This window comes from Pseudomonas sp. A1230 (assembly GCF_044218825.1).
Classification (GTDB): Bacteria; Pseudomonadota; Gammaproteobacteria; order Pseudomonadales; family Pseudomonadaceae; genus Aquipseudomonas; species Aquipseudomonas iridis.
On sequence record NZ_CP162582.1, the window covers coordinates 682432 to 701268 of the forward strand.

Consider the following 18837-nt stretch of genomic DNA (forward strand, 5'->3'; position numbering starts at 1 on the left):
AATTCATGCGCATTTCCACCGCCCAGTATTACGGAACGCAAGCTGCGGACTATCAGCGTAACTTCAACAAGGCGCTGGCCACCGCAAGCGAGGCGAGCAACCTGCAACGCATCAACACCGCCGCGGATGATCCGGTCGGTGCCGGTCGCCTGCTGCAACTGGGTCAGCAGGCCGCGATGCTGGATCAGTACACCACCAACATCAACAGCACCAAGAGTGCGTTGACCGTGCAGGAAACCACGCTGGATGCCATCACCACGGCGTTGAGCCGCGCCAAGGAACTGTCCCTGGCCGCCAACAACGGCACGATCACCGACAAGGATCGCCAGGCTTACGCGGCGGAACTGGGCGAGATCCAGAAACAGGTATTGGGCCTGATGAACTCCAAGGATGCCAACGGCAACTACCTGTTCTCCGGTTCGAAAACCGACACCGCGCCGTATTCGCAAAACACCGACGGCACCTACAGCTATAACGGTGACCAGACCACCATCAATCTGGGCATCGGCGATGGCCTGACGGTCGGCACCAATACCACCGGTTGGGAGGCATTCCAGCAAACCATCAATACCGGTCGCACCAACACCAGCCTGACTGCCCCAGCGGTGGATGACGGTCGCGTCGTATTGTCCAACGGTACCGTTGGCACCGCTGCCACCTATAACTCGAAGTTCGTCAGCGGTCAGCCCTACACCGTCGCCTTCGTCAGCAGCACGCAGATGAAGATCACCGACGCGCTGGGTAATGACGTGACTGCTGACGCCAGCAAGAACGGCGTGATCAACAACACCAGCGGCAGCAACCAGAGCTTCAGCTTCCGCGGTGTCGACATGAAGCTGAACATCAACCTGAAGGCCGGTGACACCAACCCGGATGCGGTCATTGCCGGGCACAGTTTTCAACTGGCGGTGACACCGGACACGTTCACCACGTCGCGTAGCCCGGGCAATCCATCGACGGCGGTGATCACGGGGTCCAGCATCACCGACCAGGCGGCCTACACCGCGGCATTTCCGCAGGGCGGGGCGATCCTCAAGTTCACCAGTGCCACTGCGTTCGACCTGTACGCGGCGCCGGTAACTGCTGACAGCAAACCTGTGTCTTCGGGCACTGTGGCTGGTAGCAACGCGACGGCAGCCGGTGTGACGTTCGCTCTGGGTAGCGCCCCGGCAGCCGGCGATCAATTCTCTATTCAGCCAAACAACCACCAGACTCAGAACGTGCTCGACACCCTGGGTCAGATGATTACCGCGCTGAATACGCCGATCGATGGCGACCCGGTGGCCAAGCAGAAACTGCAGGGCGCCATGGAAGCAGGTATCGGCAACATCGACGCCGCCACCAATCAGATCGGCACCGCTGTCACCTCCATCGGTGCCCGTGGCCAGTCGCTGGATATGCAGTCCGTCACCAACGACAGCCTGAGCACAGCGAACACCACGACCCAAGGCTCGATCCGTGATTCGGACCCGGCTGAAGTCATGACCCGCCTGACCTTGCAACAGACCATGTTGCAGGCCGCGCAACTGGCGTTCAGCAAGATCAGTCAGTTGGGCCTGTTCAACAAGATTTGACGGTAACGGGCGCGCAAGCGCCCGCTAGCTCGGCTCTTTAGTTTCCAATGTCTTTTTTCGCGGTTTCAGAGGGCTCGCTGTTCCGGGCGGGGTCCCGCCGCTTGCGAGTCCGCCGTGAATTCACTTCCCCTTGTCAGCCTTGTTATTCCTGCCTTCAATTCGCGTTTTTTCGAGCGCACGCTCAACAGTGCCGTGAGCCAGAGCTACGGTCATCTGGAGATCATTGTTTGCGATGACAGTCGTGACAACGCAATCGAAGATATTGTGGCGTCGGTCTCGGAGCAGGCGGGCGTTGCGGTGCGTTACGTGCGCAACCCTCGCACACTCGGATTCGTCGGCAACCTGAAAGCCTGTCTTGACCAGGCGCAGGGCGAACTCATCAAGTTTCTGTGTGACGATGACCTGCTCTATTCCACCTGCATCGAACAGCAGGCTCACGAGATGCGTCATGCCGAGGTCAGTCTGGCGGTGGCTCAGCGACTGCTCTGGGATGCGAACGACATCATCCTGCCCCCACGCCTGGAAAACACGTCGCTGACACCGGTGAGCGGGCTGCTCAAGGGCGACGATGTACTTGGCATTTTTGAAAAATTTCCGGTGAACGTGCTCGGCGGTTTCAGCTGTGCGCTGTTCCGTCGTGCCGATGTCGTCGAGTTGTTGCCCGCATTGACGGAGGAGGGCGCCTGCTTCACCGCGACCCTGGATTTCGCCTTGTATGTCTGTCTGCTGCGACGCGGCAATCTGGTTGCGTCCAACAATGTACTGAGTGTCGAGCGTCTCTACCCGGAACGGTTGAGTGCACAGCAACCGATGAAGGATGCAGTGGAAATCGAGCGCGAGTGGATTTCGCAAATGCTCAAGGTACGCAGTGGCGAGTCGGCACCCGCGCAGGGGTGGGTTCGTTATGTGCATTTGACCAAGGTTGAGGAATCACCACGGGTCTGGGAAGAGCTCGCCCTGAGTCGGACTCTGGGCTCTAAACAGAGTCGTCAGGAGCTGGGCGTCGGTGTCGACAGCTTCAGTTTTGGCGAGCTCTACACACAATGGCTCGAATGCCGTGTGCTCACTGAGGCGCAACGCAAGTGGCTACCGGAAATCCTCGCCGGTTGGCCGAGCCGTCCTCGGATTGTGCCGATCATTGTTGACGCGCGGGGCAGCCGCGATGGCCTGGAGCGTACATTAGAGGCGCTGGGTGCTCAGGATTATCCGCCCGAACTGATTCTGGTGTTGTCGGTTTCCTGCACTGAGGCGCAACTCGAAGGGCGTGTCTTCAGTATGCCGTTGCAGGCCGACGGACTGGAGCAGATCAACGCGCTGCTGCCACAGCTGGAGGGCGCTGACTGGCTCTATCTTTTGCAACCAGGCGATCGTCCGGTTGCACCGGCCCTGCTGGTGATGGCCGATCGAATCGCGCACTCGAACTCACTGACGTGCTTGTACAGCGATGAAGGCAGTCTGCGCGATGGCGAGTCGGCTGAACCGGCGTTCAAGCCGGATTTCAATCTCGACCTCATGCGCAGCTACCCGTACGTCGGGCGTGCCCTGGCATTCAAGCGCGAGCGGTTTCTGCAGCTCGGAGGGTTCGTGCCCGACTTCGCCGAGCTTGCGCCTCATGACGTACTGTGGCGCATGGTCGAAAGCGAAGGCCTACAGGTGGTGGGCCACATCGCTGAGGTGTTGCTGGAGTCGAAATTCGATCTGTCGCAATGGCTCACCGAGCCGGGTGTTGTCGAGCAAAACCCACGGGTAGTCGAAGCGCATCTGCAACGCCTCGGCATTGCCCACGAAATCCGTGGTGGCGGCAAAAATCTGCTCAATCGTGTCGACTATCATCACGCCCGGCGTCCGCTGGTGTCGGTGATCATTGTCACTCAGGACCAGACGGCTGCATTGCAGCGCTGTGTCGAGACACTGCTGGAAAAAACTGCCTACACCGAATATGAGTTGCTGCTGGTCGACAACGGCAGCGAAAGCGCTGAAGCACTGGCATGGCTGGATGGCATGGCACAACTGGGCGGCGAGCGGATTCGTCTGTTGCGCTATCCGCAAAAGGATAACGCTGCCGCCGTTCACAATTTTGCAGTGGCGCAGGCGCGTGGCGAATATGTGTTGGTGCTCAATGCCTTTGCAGTGATCACCCAAAGCGACTGGCTCGACGAAATGCTCAATCACGCGCAGCGTGCCGAGGTCGGAGTCGTCGGCGCCAAACTGTTCAGCCCGGACGGTGGTGTGTCGCATGCGGGCGTAATTCTTGGCTTGAACGGACCGGTCGGGCTGCCGTTCATTGGCCAGGCGATGCATACCGAAGGCTACATGTTCCGCCTGCAAGCGGTGCACGATCTGAGCGCCGTCGGTGGCGATTGCCTGATGATTCGCAAGTCGGTGTTCGAAGCGGTCGGCGGGCTTGATCAACAGGAACTGAAAAAAACCCTGAATGTCGCGGATCTTTGCCTGCGGGTCGGCCGCGAAGGCTACCTTGTGGTGATGAACCCGCATGCTGTAATGGCCGTGGGTGCGCGGCCGGTAGCAACGGCGACGCACGAAGAGGAAGCATTGCTCGTCAAAGAAACGGATACCTTCTACCAGCGCTGGCTGCCGATCATTGCGCGGGACCCAGCCTACAACGTCAACCTCACATTGCAGGGCGTCGGCGCCACCAATTTCAGTCTTGAACCCGGTATGCGTACCGGATGGAGCGCGTTTTCCAAGGCGCAATTGCCCAACCTGCTGGTGGTGCCGATCAACGCCTCTGCCATTGGCCATTACCGCATGAGCCAGCCGATGATCGAACTGGAAGCGGCCAACAGGGCTGAAGGACGTGTTTGCTACGGCTTGCCGTCGATCATCGACATCGAGCGTCAGGCGCCCGACGTGATCGTTCTGCAAGGGCGCTACTCCGAGCACTCCATCGATGAAATTCCACCGCTGAAGAAATACTTCAATGCGCGGCGGATCTTCGAACTCGATGACTATGTCATCGATGTTCCTCACCGCAATGCGCATATCCGCAACATGCCGAACAAGCAGGATATGGAGCGCATGGTGCGGCGTGCGATCGGTCTGTGTGATCGCGTGGTCGTGTCGACTCAGCCACTGGCCAACATGCTGTCGGACATGCACCATGACATTCGTGTGGTACCGAACATGCTGGCCAAGGACTTGTGGGGCAACCTGCACAGTCAGCGCCGTACATCGAAAAAACCGCGGGTCGGCTGGGGGGGCGGCACCAGTCACCATGGAGACCTTGCGGTGATCGCCGATGTGGTGCGTGAATTGGCCAACGAGGTTGACTGGGTATTCTTCGGCATGTGCCCGGATGATTTACTTCCGTACATGCATGAATTCCACGGCGTAATTGCATTGGACGAATACCCGGCGAAGCTGGCCGGCCTGAATCTGGACCTGGCCCTCGCACCGTTGGAGTTCCACATTTTCAACGACTGCAAGAGCAACCTGCGACTGCTGGAGTACGGCGCCTGCGGTTATCCGGTGATTTGCACCAACACCGAGGCCTACCAAGGCTATCTGCCGTGCACACGGATCAAGACCAACACCACGGACGAATGGTTGCAGGCAATCCGCATGCACCTGGCCGACCCGGACGCCAGCTATCGCATGGGTGACGATTTGCGTGAGGTGGTGCTGCGCGATTACGTGTTGCGTGGCGACAATCTGCGGTATTGGGAATATGGCTGGTTGGCGGATTGATCCGTTAAGCTGCACTGGAAAGGCGACCTGAGAGTCGGCGGTGTGAAACCTGGCGATGTGCTGGCCGGTTAAAGAAAATGCCCGTATCGCCAGATATGGGCATTTTTCTTATGCGCTATCTCCAAGGTGACAACCATTCCCGGACAGCGCTGTTTACAGTGCCGCTGGATGATCCTGCCGATTTGCTCAAACTCGACCTCTACGGTTATTTCCAGCGTATTGGCTCCTCGCAACGACTCGAAGCCGAGTGTCAGCGCAATGTTGAAGTCATGTGGCTGTTGGTTCTACTGGCCCCCGATTTCAAAACCATCGCTGACTTTCGGCGCGATAACAGTCCCGCATTCACCGCGACGCGCCTCCGGTTTGCTTCGCTGTACCTCCTCGTGATGTGTTTGGTTTCGCCAAACGGTCGAGGCGCTCCCACCCCCGGATCAATCCCGCCACTCAGCCTGCCGACGGGCCTTTCAAGGTCAAGAGCTGCAGCCGAGCTTGCGCTCATTTTGTTAAGTGGTGAGGGGTTCATGAGCTGGCGCGTTTCCTGCAAGTCCCCCTCAAATCGCCATAAAACGAGCGCTCGCGGGCATCCCACCTGCGCCCGAACCGGCAAAAAAGGTTAGCCAGTAGGCCGCAATGCTCAAAAAAGCCGTACGCAGCCCGGTGACGAACGAGAGGGGAGACGATGAAGGCAGTTATTTTGGCGGGTGGCCTCGGCACGCGCATCAGTGAAGAGTCGCACCTCAAGCCCAAACCGATGATCGAGATCGGCGGCAAGCCAATTCTCTGGCACATCATGAAGCAGTATTCCGCCCACGGAATTCACGACTTCGTCATCTGCCTCGGCTACAAGGGCTACGCGATCAAGGACTTCTTCGCCAACTACTTCCTCCATACCTCCGACGTCACCTTCAACATGCGCGAAAACCGCATGGACGTGCACCAGAATTACAGCGAGCCATGGAGTGTCACGCTCATCGACACCGGCGAAGAAACCATGACCGGTGGCCGTCTGCTGCGCGCAGGCCGTTACCTGCAGGATGAAGAAGCGTTCTGCTTCACCTACGGCGATGGCGTTTCCGATTTGAATATTCGCCAACTGGTCGATTACCACAAGGCTCACGGTCGCTTGGCGACCGTCACTGCGGTGCAGCCGCCGGGTCGTTACGGTGCTCTCGAACGCCAAGGCGATCAGGTCCTTGGCTTCACCGAAAAACCTCGTGGAGACGGTGGCTGGATCAACGGCGGTTTCTTCGTACTGTCGCCAAAAGTGTTGCCGTACATCACGGGTGATGACACCACTTGGGAAGCGGAGCCATTGGCCCGCCTGGCTCAGGACGAACAGCTCAAGGCCTTCGAGCACGATGGCTTCTGGCAACCCATGGACACCCTGCGCGACAAAAACCATCTCGAAGCGCTGTGGCAGAGCGGGGAGGCCCCATGGAAGCAATGGGCCTGAGTGCGGATTTCTGGCGCGGCAAGCGTGTGCTGGTTACCGGCCACACCGGTTTCAAGGGCAGTTGGCTGACCCTGTGGTTGCAAAGCCTCGGCGCGCAAGTCAGCGGTTTTTCACTGGATCCGTCGACCGAGCCGAGCCTGTTCGAACTGGCGCGGGTGCACGAAGGCATCGATGATCAGCGCGGCGATCTGCGTGACCTTGGTGCCTTGCTCGAAATCATTGCCGACACCGAGCCGGAGATCGTCCTGCACCTGGCCGCCCAGCCGCTGGTGCGCGAAGGCTATCGCGACCCGCTAGGTACTTATTCCAGCAACGTCATGGGCACGCTGAACCTGCTCGAAGCGATTCGTCAGGTCGGCTGCGTACGTGCCTGTGTGCTGGTGACCACCGACAAGGTTTACGCCAACAAGGAATGGCTGTGGCCGTACCGCGAAGACGAAGCCCTCGGTGGTCATGATCCCTACAGCAGCAGCAAGGCCTGTTGCGAACTGTTGGCGCAGTCTTACGCGGCGTCTTTCTTCCCGGCAGACAAGTACGCCGAGCACGGCCTGGCCCTGGCCACGGCGCGTGCCGGCAACGTGTTGGGCGGCGGTGATTTTGCCCCTGAGCGGCTGATTCCCGATGTGCTGAAAGCCTGGACGGCAGACGAGCCGGTGACCCTGCGTTACCCGCACGCCGTGCGTCCATGGCAACACGCGCTGGAGCCATTGGCCGGTTATCTGCTACTGGCTGCCGGCCTCTACGAGCAAGGGCCGGAGTACGCCGGTGCGTGGAACTTCGGCCCCGGCGAGGCGGACATGTGCAGCGTCGGCGAAGTGGTCGAATTGCTCGCCAGCCGCTGGCCGCAAGCGCGCGGTCTGCGCATCGAGCCGAGCGAACTGCACGAGGCCGGTCTGCTGCGTCTGGACAGCAGCCGCGCACGCCAACTGCTCGGTTGGCAACCACGCTGGACCTTGCAGCAATGCCTGACCCAGACCCTCGACTGGCATTTGGCGTGGCAGAGCGGCGACGACATGCGCGCCGTCACCCTCGGCCAACTGAACCTGTACCGAGGCGCGTTGTGAGCGAGTTTTCCTTGCAGGCATTGCCGCTGGCCGGATTGTTCAGCGTGCAGCACAAACGCTTTGAAGATCAGCGCGGGCACTTTGCCCGGTTGTTCTGCGAAGGCAGTCTGAGTGCGTTTGGCAGTGAATTTCATATCCGCCAGATCAACCATTCCTGCACCCGCGAGAAGGGCAGCGTGCGCGGTCTGCATTACCAGAACGCGAACGCTCCGGAGGCCAAACTGATCACCTGCCTGCGCGGCGAAGTGTGGGATGTGGCGGTCGATTTGCGTCCGGACTCGGAAACCTTTTTGCACTGGCACGCCGAGCATCTGAAGGCCGGGGACGGTCGCAGTCTGTTGATTCCGGCCGGGTTCGCCCACGGTTTCCAGACGCTGACCGAAGACGCCGAATTGCTTTACCTGCACAGCGCCGATTACGCACCTGCGCATGAGGGCGGTCTGTCGGTGAATGATCCACGGCTAGCGATTGCCTGGCCGTTGCCTGTCAATAATTTGTCAGCGCGTGATTCCAGCCATCCCGCGCTCGATCAACACTTCGCTGGAGTGCGTCTATGAATTGCCGTGGGTGCGCCGCACCGCTGAGCCTGCCGCTGATCGACCTCGGCACCTCGCCACCGTCCAACGCCTACGTGCATGCCGGTCGGCTGGAACAGGCAGAGCACTGGGTGCCGCTGAAGGTCGCCGTGTGCCAGCAGTGCTGGTTGGTGCAGACCGAGGATTACACCTCCGCCGACAGCCTGTTCGACGCCGAGTACGCCTACTTCAGTTCGTTCTCCAGCACCTGGCTGGCCCATGCCGAGCGCTATGTGGCCGAGATGGTCGAACGCTTTGGCCTGACCGCCGACAGCCGCGTGGTCGAAGTCGCTGCCAATGACGGTTACCTGCTGCAATACGTAGCCGGTCGCGGCATTCCGTGTCTGGGCGTCGAGCCGACCCGCAGCACCGCACAAGCGGCGCGGGAAAAGGGGCTGGACATTCGTGAGCTGTTCTTTGGTCGCGACACCGCCGCGCAGCTGAAAAGCGAAGGCTGGGCCGCTGACCTGATGGCCGCCAACAACGTGCTCGCGCATGTACCGGACATCAACGATTTCCTCGGTGGTTTCGCGGCACTGCTGAAACCGACCGGTGTGGCGACTTTCGAATTCCCGCAACTGTTGACGCTGATGGCGGGCGCGCAGTTCGACACGCTTTATCACGAGCACTATTCGTATCTGTCGCTGACGGCTGTGCAAACCCTGTGCGAACGCAACGGCCTGGAAGTCTTCGACGTCAGCCAGTTGAGCACTCACGGCGGATCGCTGCGGGTATTTGTGCAGCGCAAGGACGGCGAGCGTCGCCCGGTGCAACCAGCGGTGCAACAACAGTTGCAGGCTGAACTTGATGCAGGGGTGAAAACGCCCGAGTACTACGCGACCCTCGCGCCTGCCGCCGAACGAATCAAGCATGAACTGCTGCGCTTTTTGCTGCAGGCCAAGGCTGACGGTAAACGTGTGGTGGGTTACGGCGCGGCGGCGAAGGGCAACACCTTGCTCAACTACGCCGGGGTCAAACCGGACCTGCTCGCCTGGGTGGCCGATGCCAACCCGCACAAGCAAGGCAAGTTTCTGCCGGGCAGCCGCATCCCGATTGTTGCGCCGGCACAGATCGATATCGAAAAACCCGACTACGTGTTGGTGCTGCCGTGGAACCTGCTGCACGAAGTCAGTCAGCAACTGGCGCAGCTGCGTCAGTGGGACGGCCGCTTCGTGATTGCGGTGCCTGAGTTGAAAGTGCTGTGAAGGTCCTCGTAACCGGAGCCACGGGCTTCGTCGGTCGGCATCTGGTCGCGGCATTGCTGGCGCGCGGCTGCGTTGTTCGTGCAGTTGCACGCAACGCAGAAACCGCGCAGGGCATGCCGTGGATCAACGATGTCGAGTTCGTCGCGGCGGATATTCACGCGCCTGAGCTGGACATTGCAGCGCTCACCGATGGCATCGATGTTCTTGCCCATCTGGCCTGGCCGGGTTTGCCGAACTATCGGGCGCTGTTCCATTTCGAGCACAACCTGATGGCCGATTACCGCTTTATCAAAGGCACGGTCGAAGCGGGCGTGAAGCAGGTTCTAGTGACTGGCACATGCTTTGAATACGGCATGCAAAGCGGCCCGCTCAGCGAGCAGGCCGAGCCGCAGCCGAGTAATCCCTACGGTCTGGCCAAGCACACCCTGCATCTGTTTTTGCAGAACCTTGCCCAAGAAAATCCGTTCACTTTGCAGTGGGCACGCTTGTTCTATCTGCATGGCGAAGGGCAGAACCCAAACAGTCTGCTGGCGGCGCTGGACCGGGCGATCGATGCCGGGGATGCGACGTTCAACATGTCGGCCGGGGAGCAGTTGCGCGACTTCCTGCCGATCAGGAACGCTGCCGATTTTCTCTGCGCAATCGTTCAGCAACGGGACTTCAGCGGTGTGATCAATTGCGCCAGTGGCCATCCGATTTCGGTAAGAACCCTGGTCGAGCAACGCGTTCGTGAACGCGGCGCTTCGATCAATTTGAATCTGGGGCATTACCCCTACCCGACACACGAGCCCATGGCGTTTTGGGCGGTGGTCGACCGTTTGGAACAATTACTTGAAACGCAGCGGACACGTTGATGCGCTTCGAAGATCAAATGACTTTTCAGTGAGACCGGACAATGAGCGATAACGTAATCAAAGCCTTCGAGGCGGAGTGCCAGGCCGAAGTGATTGCCCAAGGCCAGGACAAGGACCTGAAGGCGTTGGCCCAGGAGTTCTACAACCAGTCGGCCAAACACAAATACACCTATCACTTTTCGTGGATGGGTCGTCCGATCATTCAATTGCCGCAAGACATGATGGCAATGCAGGAACTGATCTGGCGGATCAAGCCAGACCTGGTGATCGAGTGCGGTATCGCCCACGGCGGTTCGATCATTTACTACGCCTCGCTGCTCGAATTGCAGGGCCACGGCGAAGTGCTGGGCATCGATCGCGACATCCGTGCGCACAACCGTGAGGCCATCGAAAGCCATCAGATGATCAAGCGCATCAGCATGATCGAAGGCTCGAGCCTCGATCCGGCAGTGGTCGAACAGGTTCGTCAGGCTGCGGCCGGCAAGAAAGTGATCGTGGTGCTCGATTCCAACCACACCCACGACCATGTCCTCGAAGAACTGCGTCTTTACGCACCGCTGGTCTCGGTGGACAGCTACTGCGTGGTCATGGACACCGTGGTTGAAGACATGCCGGCCGATGCCTTCCCGGATCGTCCATGGGGGCCGGGCGACAATCCGAAAACCGCCGTCTGGGCTTACCTCAAGGAGAACGGTGATTTCGAGATCGATCAGCAGATGCAAGACAAGCTGCTGATCACCGTTGCCTCGGACGGCTATCTGCGTCGCGTCCGTTAATCAGTTTCATCTTCAAGCGTTTTTCAGGCGGTTTCGCCGGTTGTAGGGAGAAGTTATGCAAGGCAAGTACGGTTCTGAAAACAAGCAGCCATTGAGCGAGTTGCTGACGGTGGTACTGATCACCCACAACCGCCCGGCTTTTTTGCGTCGAGCGCTGCAGTATTACAGCAGCCTGCCTTGCAAGGTTTTGGTGTTGGACTCTTCTCCCGAGCGCCCGGAAGGTGATTTCTCTGCGGTCGATTATCAGCACCTGCCGCAATTCGCCTACTGGGGGATGCAGGCCAAACTGACCTACGGCGTCGAGCAACTGACGACGCCGTATATGGTATTTGCCGCCGATGACGACTTCATACTGCACGAGTCGCTTGCCGAGTCGGTGAGTTTTCTGGAAGCAAACCGCGACTATGGTTTGTGCCACGGCTATTGCCTGATGTACCTGGCGCGGGCTGACAGCGTCGACTACTTCCGTCGCGACAAGAAAATCTGCGAAGACTATGCCTCGGAGCGCGCCGAGGATCGGGTCCTCGACTTCATGCATCAGTACGTGCCGCCGTTCTATGGTGTGTGTCGCACCTCGATCATCAAGGACTGGTACGCAGCATTGCCGCCGGGCACCAGTTTCGAATGGCAGGAAATCGGCCACACCTATTACCTGCTGGCGAACGCCAAGGCGCGCATCCTGCCGATCCCTTATGTCGTGCGCGAGATCAACTTCGGTTTCTCCGATCACAACACCGAGGTGTATCACGCGCTGTCGTACACCGATTCCAAGTCGGTGGCCGAGCGCGAAGCCTTCGCCGAATTTCTCGCGTCGCTGCCAACCGGTATCAATGATCTGGATCAGTCACAGCGCAAGGCTTTTGCCCTGGAAAGCTTCGCGGCTATGGCTGACAGCCTGGTCACCAGACGGGCGTTGACGATCGAGTTGATTTTCGAATCGAAGTGGAACCACCTGACCAAGGCACCGGAGCGCAAATTCGGGCCACTGCAATACGTCGAGATGCCGTTCTACAACCAGCGCTTTTTTGACTTGCTGACCCAGTTCGAGTTTCTACTTCACGCGATGCCGGCCGGTCGTGTCCAACTGGAGAAACTTGAGGGTGTATGGACCCAGCAAGAGTATCTGCTGCAGGCGCGCAATAACGATACCCCGCAAAGTGTCCTCGACCGTTTGTGGCGGGCGCATGACTGCAACGTGTTCAACCGTAGTGTGGTCAAGCGTCTGGCCGAGCAACTGCAAGTGCTCGACGAGGCAGATCAGGCGCAGGAAATGGCTGAGTGGGGCGCTCGTCTTGAAGACGTATCGAGCGTCGATCACTACCCGGTTTTCGACAAGATGCGCTCCGGCCGTTTGCTCGACTGGCTGGCGGGCCGCAAGCCGGACGCCGAACAGGCTGCATTGATCGCCGCGCATCTGGCGGCGCACCATGGCGGGCCACAGTTCGGCATTTTCCTGCTGGACCTGGACGACAACGTCGAGAAGCTGCAAGTGACCCTCGACAGCCTCGTCGAAGGCCACAGCAAGGCTTTCAAAATCGTCGTCTTCACCACGGGCGAACCGCAGACGGCGACCACCGCGCAGAACATCTTGCACTTTGTCCGGGTCACGCCGGGCAACCTCGTCGACAAACTCAACCAGAGCGCGGCGCAGGCTTCATGTGACTGGTTGCTGCTGGCCAGCGTGGGCGATGAATTCACCGCCGGTGGTCTGCTGCGTGCCGGCCTGGAATTGATGTCGGCCACGAGCCTGCGTGCGGTGGCCACCGACGAAATCCAGCGTACTGAAAATGGCGCGCTGGTGGACGTGTTCCGCCCGGGATTCAACCTTGATCTGCTGCAAAGCGTTCCTTCGCTGATGGCGCGCCACTGGTTGATCCGACGGGAGGCTTTCCTCGAAGTGGGCGGGTATCAGGCCGATTTCAACAAGGCGCTGGAGTTTGACCTGTTGCTGCGCCTGATCGAGCAGGGCGGCCTCGACGGTCTGGCGCATCTCGACGAACCGCTGCTGATCACCCAGGCCGTGGCGCTGGAAGAGAACGCTCACGAACGGCAGGCGTTGCTGCGCCATTTGGGCAATCGCGGTTACAAGGCCAGGGTCACTTCGGCACTGCCGGGCACCTGGCAGGTCGATTACCGTCACACCGAACAGCCGCTGGTGTCGATCATCGTGCCGGCCAGTGATGATTTGCCTGCGTTGCGCCGCTGCGTGGAAGGTGTGCTGCTCAGGACCCGCTACAGCCGCTATGAGGTACTGGTGGCGGCCAATCCGAATCAGTCGGCAGCGGTAAACGACTGGCTGGGTCAAATGCGCAATCCGAAAGTCAGCGTATTGCGTGCCGGTCAGACGCTCGGTGAAGTGGCGTTGTATAACGCCGCCAGCGAGCAGGCGCAGGGGGAGTATCTGGTGTTGCTGGCCGCTGACAGCGAAGTCGTCAACCCGAACTGGGTCGACTCGCTGCTCAACCATGCCCAACGTCCGGAAGTCGGCATCGTTGGTGCCAAATTGGTGGGGCGCGACGGCAAGATTGCCCAGGCCGGTTTGATTCTCGGCCTGAACGGGGGCGTCGGTTCGCCATTTATTGGCGAAAAACACGCCAGCGCCGGTTACATGCAGCGTTTGGCGGTCGAGCAGAATTATTCCGCCGTATCGAAAGTGTGCCTGATGGTCCGCAAGCAATTGTTCAACGCCCTCGGCGGTCTGGACGAAGTGACATTCGTTGACGCTTTCAGCGATGTCGACCTGTGCCTGAAGGCCGGTCAGGCCGGATACCTCACTGTGTGGACGCCGTTGGTGCAGGTGCTGCATACCGGCGAACTGCCACAGGCTGCTGAAGCGCTGGCGGCATTACGTGAGAAGTGGCAAGGCGCTTTCGCCCAGGATCCGGCTTACAACGCCAACCTGGCTCTGAGCGGCAAAGGCTTTACCCTGGGCGAAAATGCCTCGATCAATTGGGCGCAGTTGCTCGCCTGAGTTTTGCCGGACAGGAATCAGAACATGTTCAACGGAAAATCGATCTTCATCTCCGGCGGCACCGGCTCCTTCGGGCGCAATTTCATCCGCCACCTGCTGGAGCAATACCAGCCCAAGCGGGTGGTGGTGTTCTCGCGCGATGAACTCAAGCAATACGAAATGCAGCAGACGTTCAATGCGCCGTGCATGCGTTACTTCATCGGTGACGTGCGTGACGCTGACCGTCTGCGTCAGGCCATGCGCGGCATCGATTACGTGGTGCATGCCGCCGCGTTGAAGCAGGTGCCGGCGGCTGAGTACAACCCGACCGAATGCATTCGCACCAACGTCAATGGCGCGGAAAACATCATCGCCGCGGCCATCGACAACGGTGTGAAAAAGGTTGTGGCGTTGTCCACCGACAAGGCTGCCAGCCCGATCAATCTGTATGGCGCGACCAAGTTGCTCTCGGACAAACTGTTCGTGGCCGCCAACAACATTGCCGGCGAGCAGGAAACCCGATTTGCCGTGGTGCGCTACGGCAACGTGGCCGGTTCGCGTGGCTCGGTGGTGCCGTTCTTCAGCAAACTGATCGCCGATGGCGCCAGTGAGTTGCCGATCACCGACGAACGCATGACCCGCTTCTGGATCACTCTGGATCACGGCGTGCAGTTCGTGCTCGACAGCTTTGCGCGCATGCACGGTGGTGAAGTGTTTGTGCCGAAGATTCCGTCGATTCGCATAGTCGATCTGGCCCGTGGCATGGCTGAACATCTGCCGCACAAAAACGTCGGCATTCGTCCAGGGGAAAAACTCCATGAGTTGATGGTGCCGCTGGACGATGCGCGGATGACTATTGAATTCGAGGATCACTACACCATCCAGCCGTCGATTCGCTTTACCAGCGTCGATGTCGATTTTGCCGTCGACAAACTCGGCGAGCATGGGCGCGCGGTGAGCGAAGATTTTGAATATCGCTCCGACACCAATCCGCACTTCCTCTCGGTCGGACAGATCGCGGCGCTGCACGCGAAGCTCTCGGTATGATTCCCTACGGCCGCCAGAGTCTCGATCAGTCGGACATTGATGCCGTCGTCGAGGTGTTGCAGTCGGACTGGTTGACGCAAGGGCCGACCATCGAGCGCTTCGAGCAGGCTGTGGCCGAGCGTTGCCAGGCCGATTTCGCCGTGGCGGTGTGCAACGCCACGGCGGCGTTGCACATTGCCTGTCTGGCGGCAGGGCTTGGGCCCGGTGATCTCCTTTGGACTACACCGAATACGTTTTTGGCCTCGGCCAATTGCGGGCGTTACTGCGGCGCGGACGTCGATTTCGTCGACATCGATCCGCTGACCTGGAACCTTGATGCTTTTGCGCTGGCAGCGAAACTGGATCAGGCCGAGCAGGACGGCACCTTGCCAAAAGTGCTGGTGGCTGTAGCGTTTTCCGGACAGAGCTGCGACATGCGGCGGATTGCCGAACTGGCCGAGCGCTACAACTTCACCGTGATCGAAGATGCTTCGCACGCGGTGGGCGCCAGTTACGCCGGACGCCCGGTCGGCTGCGGCGAATTCGCAGCGATGACCGTTTTCAGTTTCCATCCGGTGAAGATCATCACCAGTGCCGAGGGCGGCATGGTCCTGACCAATCGCCCGGCACTGGCCGAGCGCCTGCAACGCCTGCGCAGCCACGGCATGACCCGCGATCCGCAGCAGATGACCGAGCCCAGCCACGGCCCTTGGTACTACCAGCAGATCGAGCTGGGCTTCAATTACCGGATCACCGATCTGCAAGCCGCACTGGGTTTGTCGCAACTGGCAAAACTGCAGGGTTTCATCACCCGACGCCGTGAGCTGGCGGCCCGGTACGAACGTCTGCTGACGTACTTGCCGATCACGTTGCCGAGCGCTCAACCAGACGCAGAGTCGTCGTGGCACTTGTATGTGATTCGCTTGCAGACAGATCGAATCAGTCTCAGTCATCGCCAGGTTTTTGAAGGCTTGCGCGCGGCCGGCGTCGGTGTGAATCTGCACTATATACCCGTGCATTTGCAGCCTTACTATCAAGACCTGGGTTTTGCCGAGGGCGACTTCCCTGAGGCTGAACGCTATTACGCTGAAGCGATCAGCCTGCCGTTGTTCCCGTTGCTGAGCGATGAGCAGCAGGACTATGTGGTCGAGCAATTGCGCCGGTTGACCGAATAAATGCCTCTGCGGCGGTGGATGGGTGTCTGCAATGCGTGATCTGAGTGAGCAGGAAAAATTCTGGCAGGGCGAGTTCGGTAATCAGTACGTTGACCGTAACGTTGGTCAACCACTGGTGGCGGTCAATCTGGCGTTGTTTGCCAAGGCGCTGAGACGCGCGGGCAAGATCGAGAGCCTGGTGGAGCTGGGCACCAACGCCGGCAACAATTTGCAGGCGCTGCATCAACTGTTGCCGCACTGCGAATTGTTTGGCGTCGAGATCAATGACAGCGCTTGTGCTCAGGCCCGGGCGCTGCAGATCGCACGGATCTGGCACGGTTCGCTGTTCGACTTCCCGCGTGAGCGCAGCTATGACCTGAGCTTGAGCAAAGGCGTGCTGATCCATCTGGCGCCAGAGCTGCTGCCGACCGCGTATGCGCAGCTATATGAACTGAGCAGGCGCTACATTCTGATCGCCGAGTACTACAACCCGGCACCGTTGGAAGTGTCCTATCGTGGCAACAGCGGCAAACTGTTCAAGCGTGATTTCGCTGGCGAAATGCTTGATCGCTACCCGGATCTGCAACTGCTCGATTACGGCTTCGTCTATCACCGCGACCCACAATTCCCGGCGGACGATGTCACTTGGTTCCTCTTGGAAAAACACCTTTGAGCAATGTCGTAATCATCCCGGCGCGCGGGGGCAGCAAACGCATCCCGCGCAAGAATCTTGCGCCGTTCGACGGCGTGCCGATGATTGTCCGTTCGATCCGCACGGCGCTCGATTCAGGTTTGTTCGATCAGGTTGTGGTCAGCACCGACGACGCCGAGATTGCCGACGTGGCGCGGGCTCATGGCGCCGAGGTGCCGTTCCTGCGTCCGGCGCAACTGGCCGATGACTTCACCGGCACCGCAGCGGTGATCGTGCATGCCTTGCAGCAACTGCCGGCCTTCGATTACGCCTGTTGCGTGTACGCCACGGCGCCGCTGTTGCAGGTGCGTTATCTGCGCGAAGGATTCGAGTTGCTGGAGCAGCATCCGGACAAGTCTTTCGCTTTCTCCGTGTGCAATTTCGGTTTTCCGGTGCAGCGTGCGCTGACACTGGACGGGCAGGGCGCGCTTACGGCGCTGTACCCGGAATTTCGTGACACCCGTTCGCAGGATCTGTCCGAGGCGTTTCAGGATGCTGGCCAGTTCTACTGGGGGCGCAGCGACGCGTGGCTGCGCGGTGAGGTAGTCTATTCGCCAGCCAGTCTGCCGGTGATTTTGCCCCGGCATCTGGTGCAGGACATCGATACGCCTGAAGACTGGAAACGTGCCGAATACCTTTACGCCGCGCTCAAGGCCGGCGGAGAGTTGCAATGAGAGTCCTGATTCGCGCTGACGCCTCGCCGACCATCGGCAGCGGCCATATCGCCCGCTGCCTGACGCTGGCGCGGGTGCTGCGCAAGCAGGGCAGTCATGTCGCGTTTGCCTGTCGGCAGTTGCCGGGGCATCGACTCGATGCTCTGAGCGCCGAAGGTTTCGAGACATTCGCACTGCCTGAATTTTATCCCGGTGAAGATCCGCAGCAGGCCATCGAGTCGATGCTGCCGTGGCAGGTCGACATCGATGCGTTGGATTTGCTGATGGAAGATCACGCCGAATTCGACTGGATAATCGTCGATCATTACGGCCTCGATCATCACTGGCAGACCGCCGCACGGCGTTGGGCGCCGCGTATTGCTGCCGTCGACGATCTCGCCACTCGGCGCTACAGCGTTGATTTGCTGCTCAATCAGAATTTGTCCGGCCTCAGCGATAACTACACGCCGCTGTTGCCCGAGGGCTGCCGCACACTGCTCGGCCCGCGCTATGCGATGTTGCGTGAAGAGTTCGATTGCCCGGCGATCGAAATCAAACCCGAAGCCCGGCGAGTGCTGGTGAACTTCGGCGGTTTCGACGCGGCGATGCAGACCCATCACGCGATGTTGGCGTTGGCCCATTTTACTGAACTTGAAGTGGACTTCGTCGCCGGTGTCGACAATCCGGCATGGGCGCAGATGCAGACACTTGCGCAAACGCGGCCGAACTGGCGTCTGCACAGTTTTGTCAGCGATTTCCATCAACGTATGACCGAGGCCGATCTGTTTATCGGCGCCGGTGGCGGCACCAGCTGGGAGCGTGCGGCGTTGGGTCTGCCGACGATCTGTATAGCGGTGTCGAATAACCAGCAGGTCAACGGCGAGGTCATGGCGGCAGCCGGCGCGCATGTATTCATGGGCGCGCGCGAGCAGGTCAGCGTTACGAAGTTGCGTGACGCGATTGGTTTTGTCGCAGGCAACTTTTATCTGCGCCAGAGCCTGGCCGAACGTTCTCGGCAAATGGTCGATGGACGCGGTGCATTGCGAGTCGCCGCGGCATTGGCCGATGGTGTGCTCAAGTCAAGCCACGCCACACTGGACGATGCGCAGTTGCTGCCCGACGGGCTGAACTCCAGTTTGAATAATAGGGAACAC

Annotated in this window: 13 protein-coding genes and 2 pseudogenes; all 15 read left to right on the forward strand. The window is 59.7% G+C overall.

The features are described from left to right. Nucleotides 1-5: 5 nt before the first annotated feature. On the forward strand, nt 6-1574 hold the full coding sequence (locus tag AB4P97_RS03235) for a flagellar hook-associated protein 3 (protein ID WP_042558192.1): 1569 nt from the start codon (nt 6-8) through the stop codon (nt 1572-1574). Between the two features lie 114 nt (nt 1575-1688). Then, nucleotides 1689-5282 (forward strand): glycosyltransferase, encoded by a 3594-nt coding sequence (locus AB4P97_RS03240; RefSeq protein WP_395602065.1) that lies wholly within the window; start codon nt 1689-1691, stop codon nt 5280-5282. 110 nt (nt 5283-5392) lie between these two features. Further along, nucleotides 5393-5635: pseudogene (locus AB4P97_RS03245) on the forward strand (transposase); the annotation flags it as partial. A 326-nt stretch (nt 5636-5961) separates the two neighbouring features. Then, a complete protein-coding gene (rfbF, locus tag AB4P97_RS03250; protein ID WP_042558195.1) occupies nt 5962-6735 on the forward strand; it encodes a glucose-1-phosphate cytidylyltransferase in 774 nt (257 codons plus the stop codon). Next, entirely contained in the window at nt 6717-7799 is a 1083-nt protein-coding gene (rfbG, locus tag AB4P97_RS03255) for a CDP-glucose 4,6-dehydratase (protein ID WP_047300251.1), read from the forward strand. The genes rfbF and rfbG overlap by 19 nt, the downstream gene beginning before the upstream one ends. Continuing rightward, nucleotides 7796-8356 (forward strand): dTDP-4-dehydrorhamnose 3,5-epimerase family protein, encoded by a 561-nt coding sequence (locus AB4P97_RS03260; protein ID WP_042558197.1) that lies wholly within the window; start codon nt 7796-7798, stop codon nt 8354-8356. The genes rfbG and AB4P97_RS03260 overlap by 4 nt, the downstream gene beginning before the upstream one ends. Further along, nucleotides 8353-9579 carry a methyltransferase domain-containing protein gene (locus AB4P97_RS03265; protein WP_395602066.1) on the forward strand — a complete coding sequence of 409 codons (1227 nt, stop codon included), beginning with the start codon at nt 8353-8355 and terminating at the stop codon, nt 9577-9579. Before AB4P97_RS03260 ends, AB4P97_RS03265 begins: the two co-directional genes overlap by 4 nt. After that, nucleotides 9576-10433 carry an NAD-dependent epimerase/dehydratase family protein gene (locus AB4P97_RS03270; RefSeq protein WP_395602067.1) on the forward strand — a complete coding sequence of 286 codons (858 nt, stop codon included), beginning with the start codon at nt 9576-9578 and terminating at the stop codon, nt 10431-10433. Before AB4P97_RS03265 ends, AB4P97_RS03270 begins: the two co-directional genes overlap by 4 nt. 41 nt (nt 10434-10474) lie before the next feature. Further along, nucleotides 10475-11209, forward strand: coding sequence for a cephalosporin hydroxylase family protein (locus AB4P97_RS03275; protein WP_042558200.1), 735 nt, complete (start codon nt 10475-10477; stop codon nt 11207-11209). A gap of 55 nt (nt 11210-11264) precedes the next feature. After that, nucleotides 11265-14180: a TIGR00180 family glycosyltransferase gene (locus AB4P97_RS03280; protein WP_395602068.1), complete on the forward strand. Its 2916-nt coding sequence runs from the start codon at nt 11265-11267 to the stop codon at nt 14178-14180. A 24-nt stretch (nt 14181-14204) separates the two neighbouring features. Then, nucleotides 14205-15206, forward strand: a complete 1002-nt coding sequence (pseB, locus tag AB4P97_RS03285; RefSeq protein ID WP_047300257.1) for a UDP-N-acetylglucosamine 4,6-dehydratase (inverting) — start codon at nt 14205-14207, stop codon at nt 15204-15206. Continuing rightward, nucleotides 15203-16360, forward strand: a complete 1158-nt coding sequence (pseC, locus tag AB4P97_RS03290; RefSeq protein ID WP_395602069.1) for a UDP-4-amino-4,6-dideoxy-N-acetyl-beta-L-altrosamine transaminase — start codon at nt 15203-15205, stop codon at nt 16358-16360. Before pseB ends, pseC begins: the two co-directional genes overlap by 4 nt. A 31-nt stretch (nt 16361-16391) precedes the next feature. Continuing rightward, nucleotides 16392-17012 (forward strand): pseudaminic acid biosynthesis-associated methylase, encoded by a 621-nt coding sequence (locus AB4P97_RS03295; RefSeq protein ID WP_042558204.1) that lies wholly within the window; start codon nt 16392-16394, stop codon nt 17010-17012. Beyond that, entirely contained in the window at nt 17009-17704 is a 696-nt protein-coding gene (pseF, locus tag AB4P97_RS03300; protein ID WP_047300259.1) for a pseudaminic acid cytidylyltransferase, read from the forward strand. Before AB4P97_RS03295 ends, pseF begins: the two co-directional genes overlap by 4 nt. Next, nucleotides 17701-18831, forward strand: a pseudogene (pseG, locus tag AB4P97_RS03305) (UDP-2,4-diacetamido-2,4,6-trideoxy-beta-L-altropyranose hydrolase); the annotation flags it as partial. The gene pseF and the pseudogene pseG, both read left to right, overlap by 4 nt. Between the last annotated feature and the right edge of the window lie 6 nt (nt 18832-18837).

Coding starts and splice junctions, on each gene's coding strand:
- rfbF (WP_042558195.1), top strand. CDS start 5,962: ATGAAGGCAGTTATTTTGGCGGGTGGCCTCGGCACGCGCATCAGTGAA.
- pseC (WP_395602069.1), top strand. CDS start 15,203: ATGATTCCCTACGGCCGCCAGAGTCTCGATCAGTCGGACATTGATGCC.
- rfbG (WP_047300251.1), top strand. CDS start 6,717: ATGGAAGCAATGGGCCTGAGTGCGGATTTCTGGCGCGGCAAGCGTGTG.
- AB4P97_RS03265 (WP_395602066.1), top strand. CDS start 8,353: ATGAATTGCCGTGGGTGCGCCGCACCGCTGAGCCTGCCGCTGATCGAC.
- pseB (WP_047300257.1), top strand. CDS start 14,205: ATGTTCAACGGAAAATCGATCTTCATCTCCGGCGGCACCGGCTCCTTC.
- AB4P97_RS03280 (WP_395602068.1), top strand. CDS start 11,265: ATGCAAGGCAAGTACGGTTCTGAAAACAAGCAGCCATTGAGCGAGTTG.
- AB4P97_RS03235 (WP_042558192.1), top strand. CDS start 6: ATGCGCATTTCCACCGCCCAGTATTACGGAACGCAAGCTGCGGACTAT.
- AB4P97_RS03275 (WP_042558200.1), top strand. CDS start 10,475: ATGAGCGATAACGTAATCAAAGCCTTCGAGGCGGAGTGCCAGGCCGAA.
- AB4P97_RS03295 (WP_042558204.1), top strand. CDS start 16,392: ATGCGTGATCTGAGTGAGCAGGAAAAATTCTGGCAGGGCGAGTTCGGT.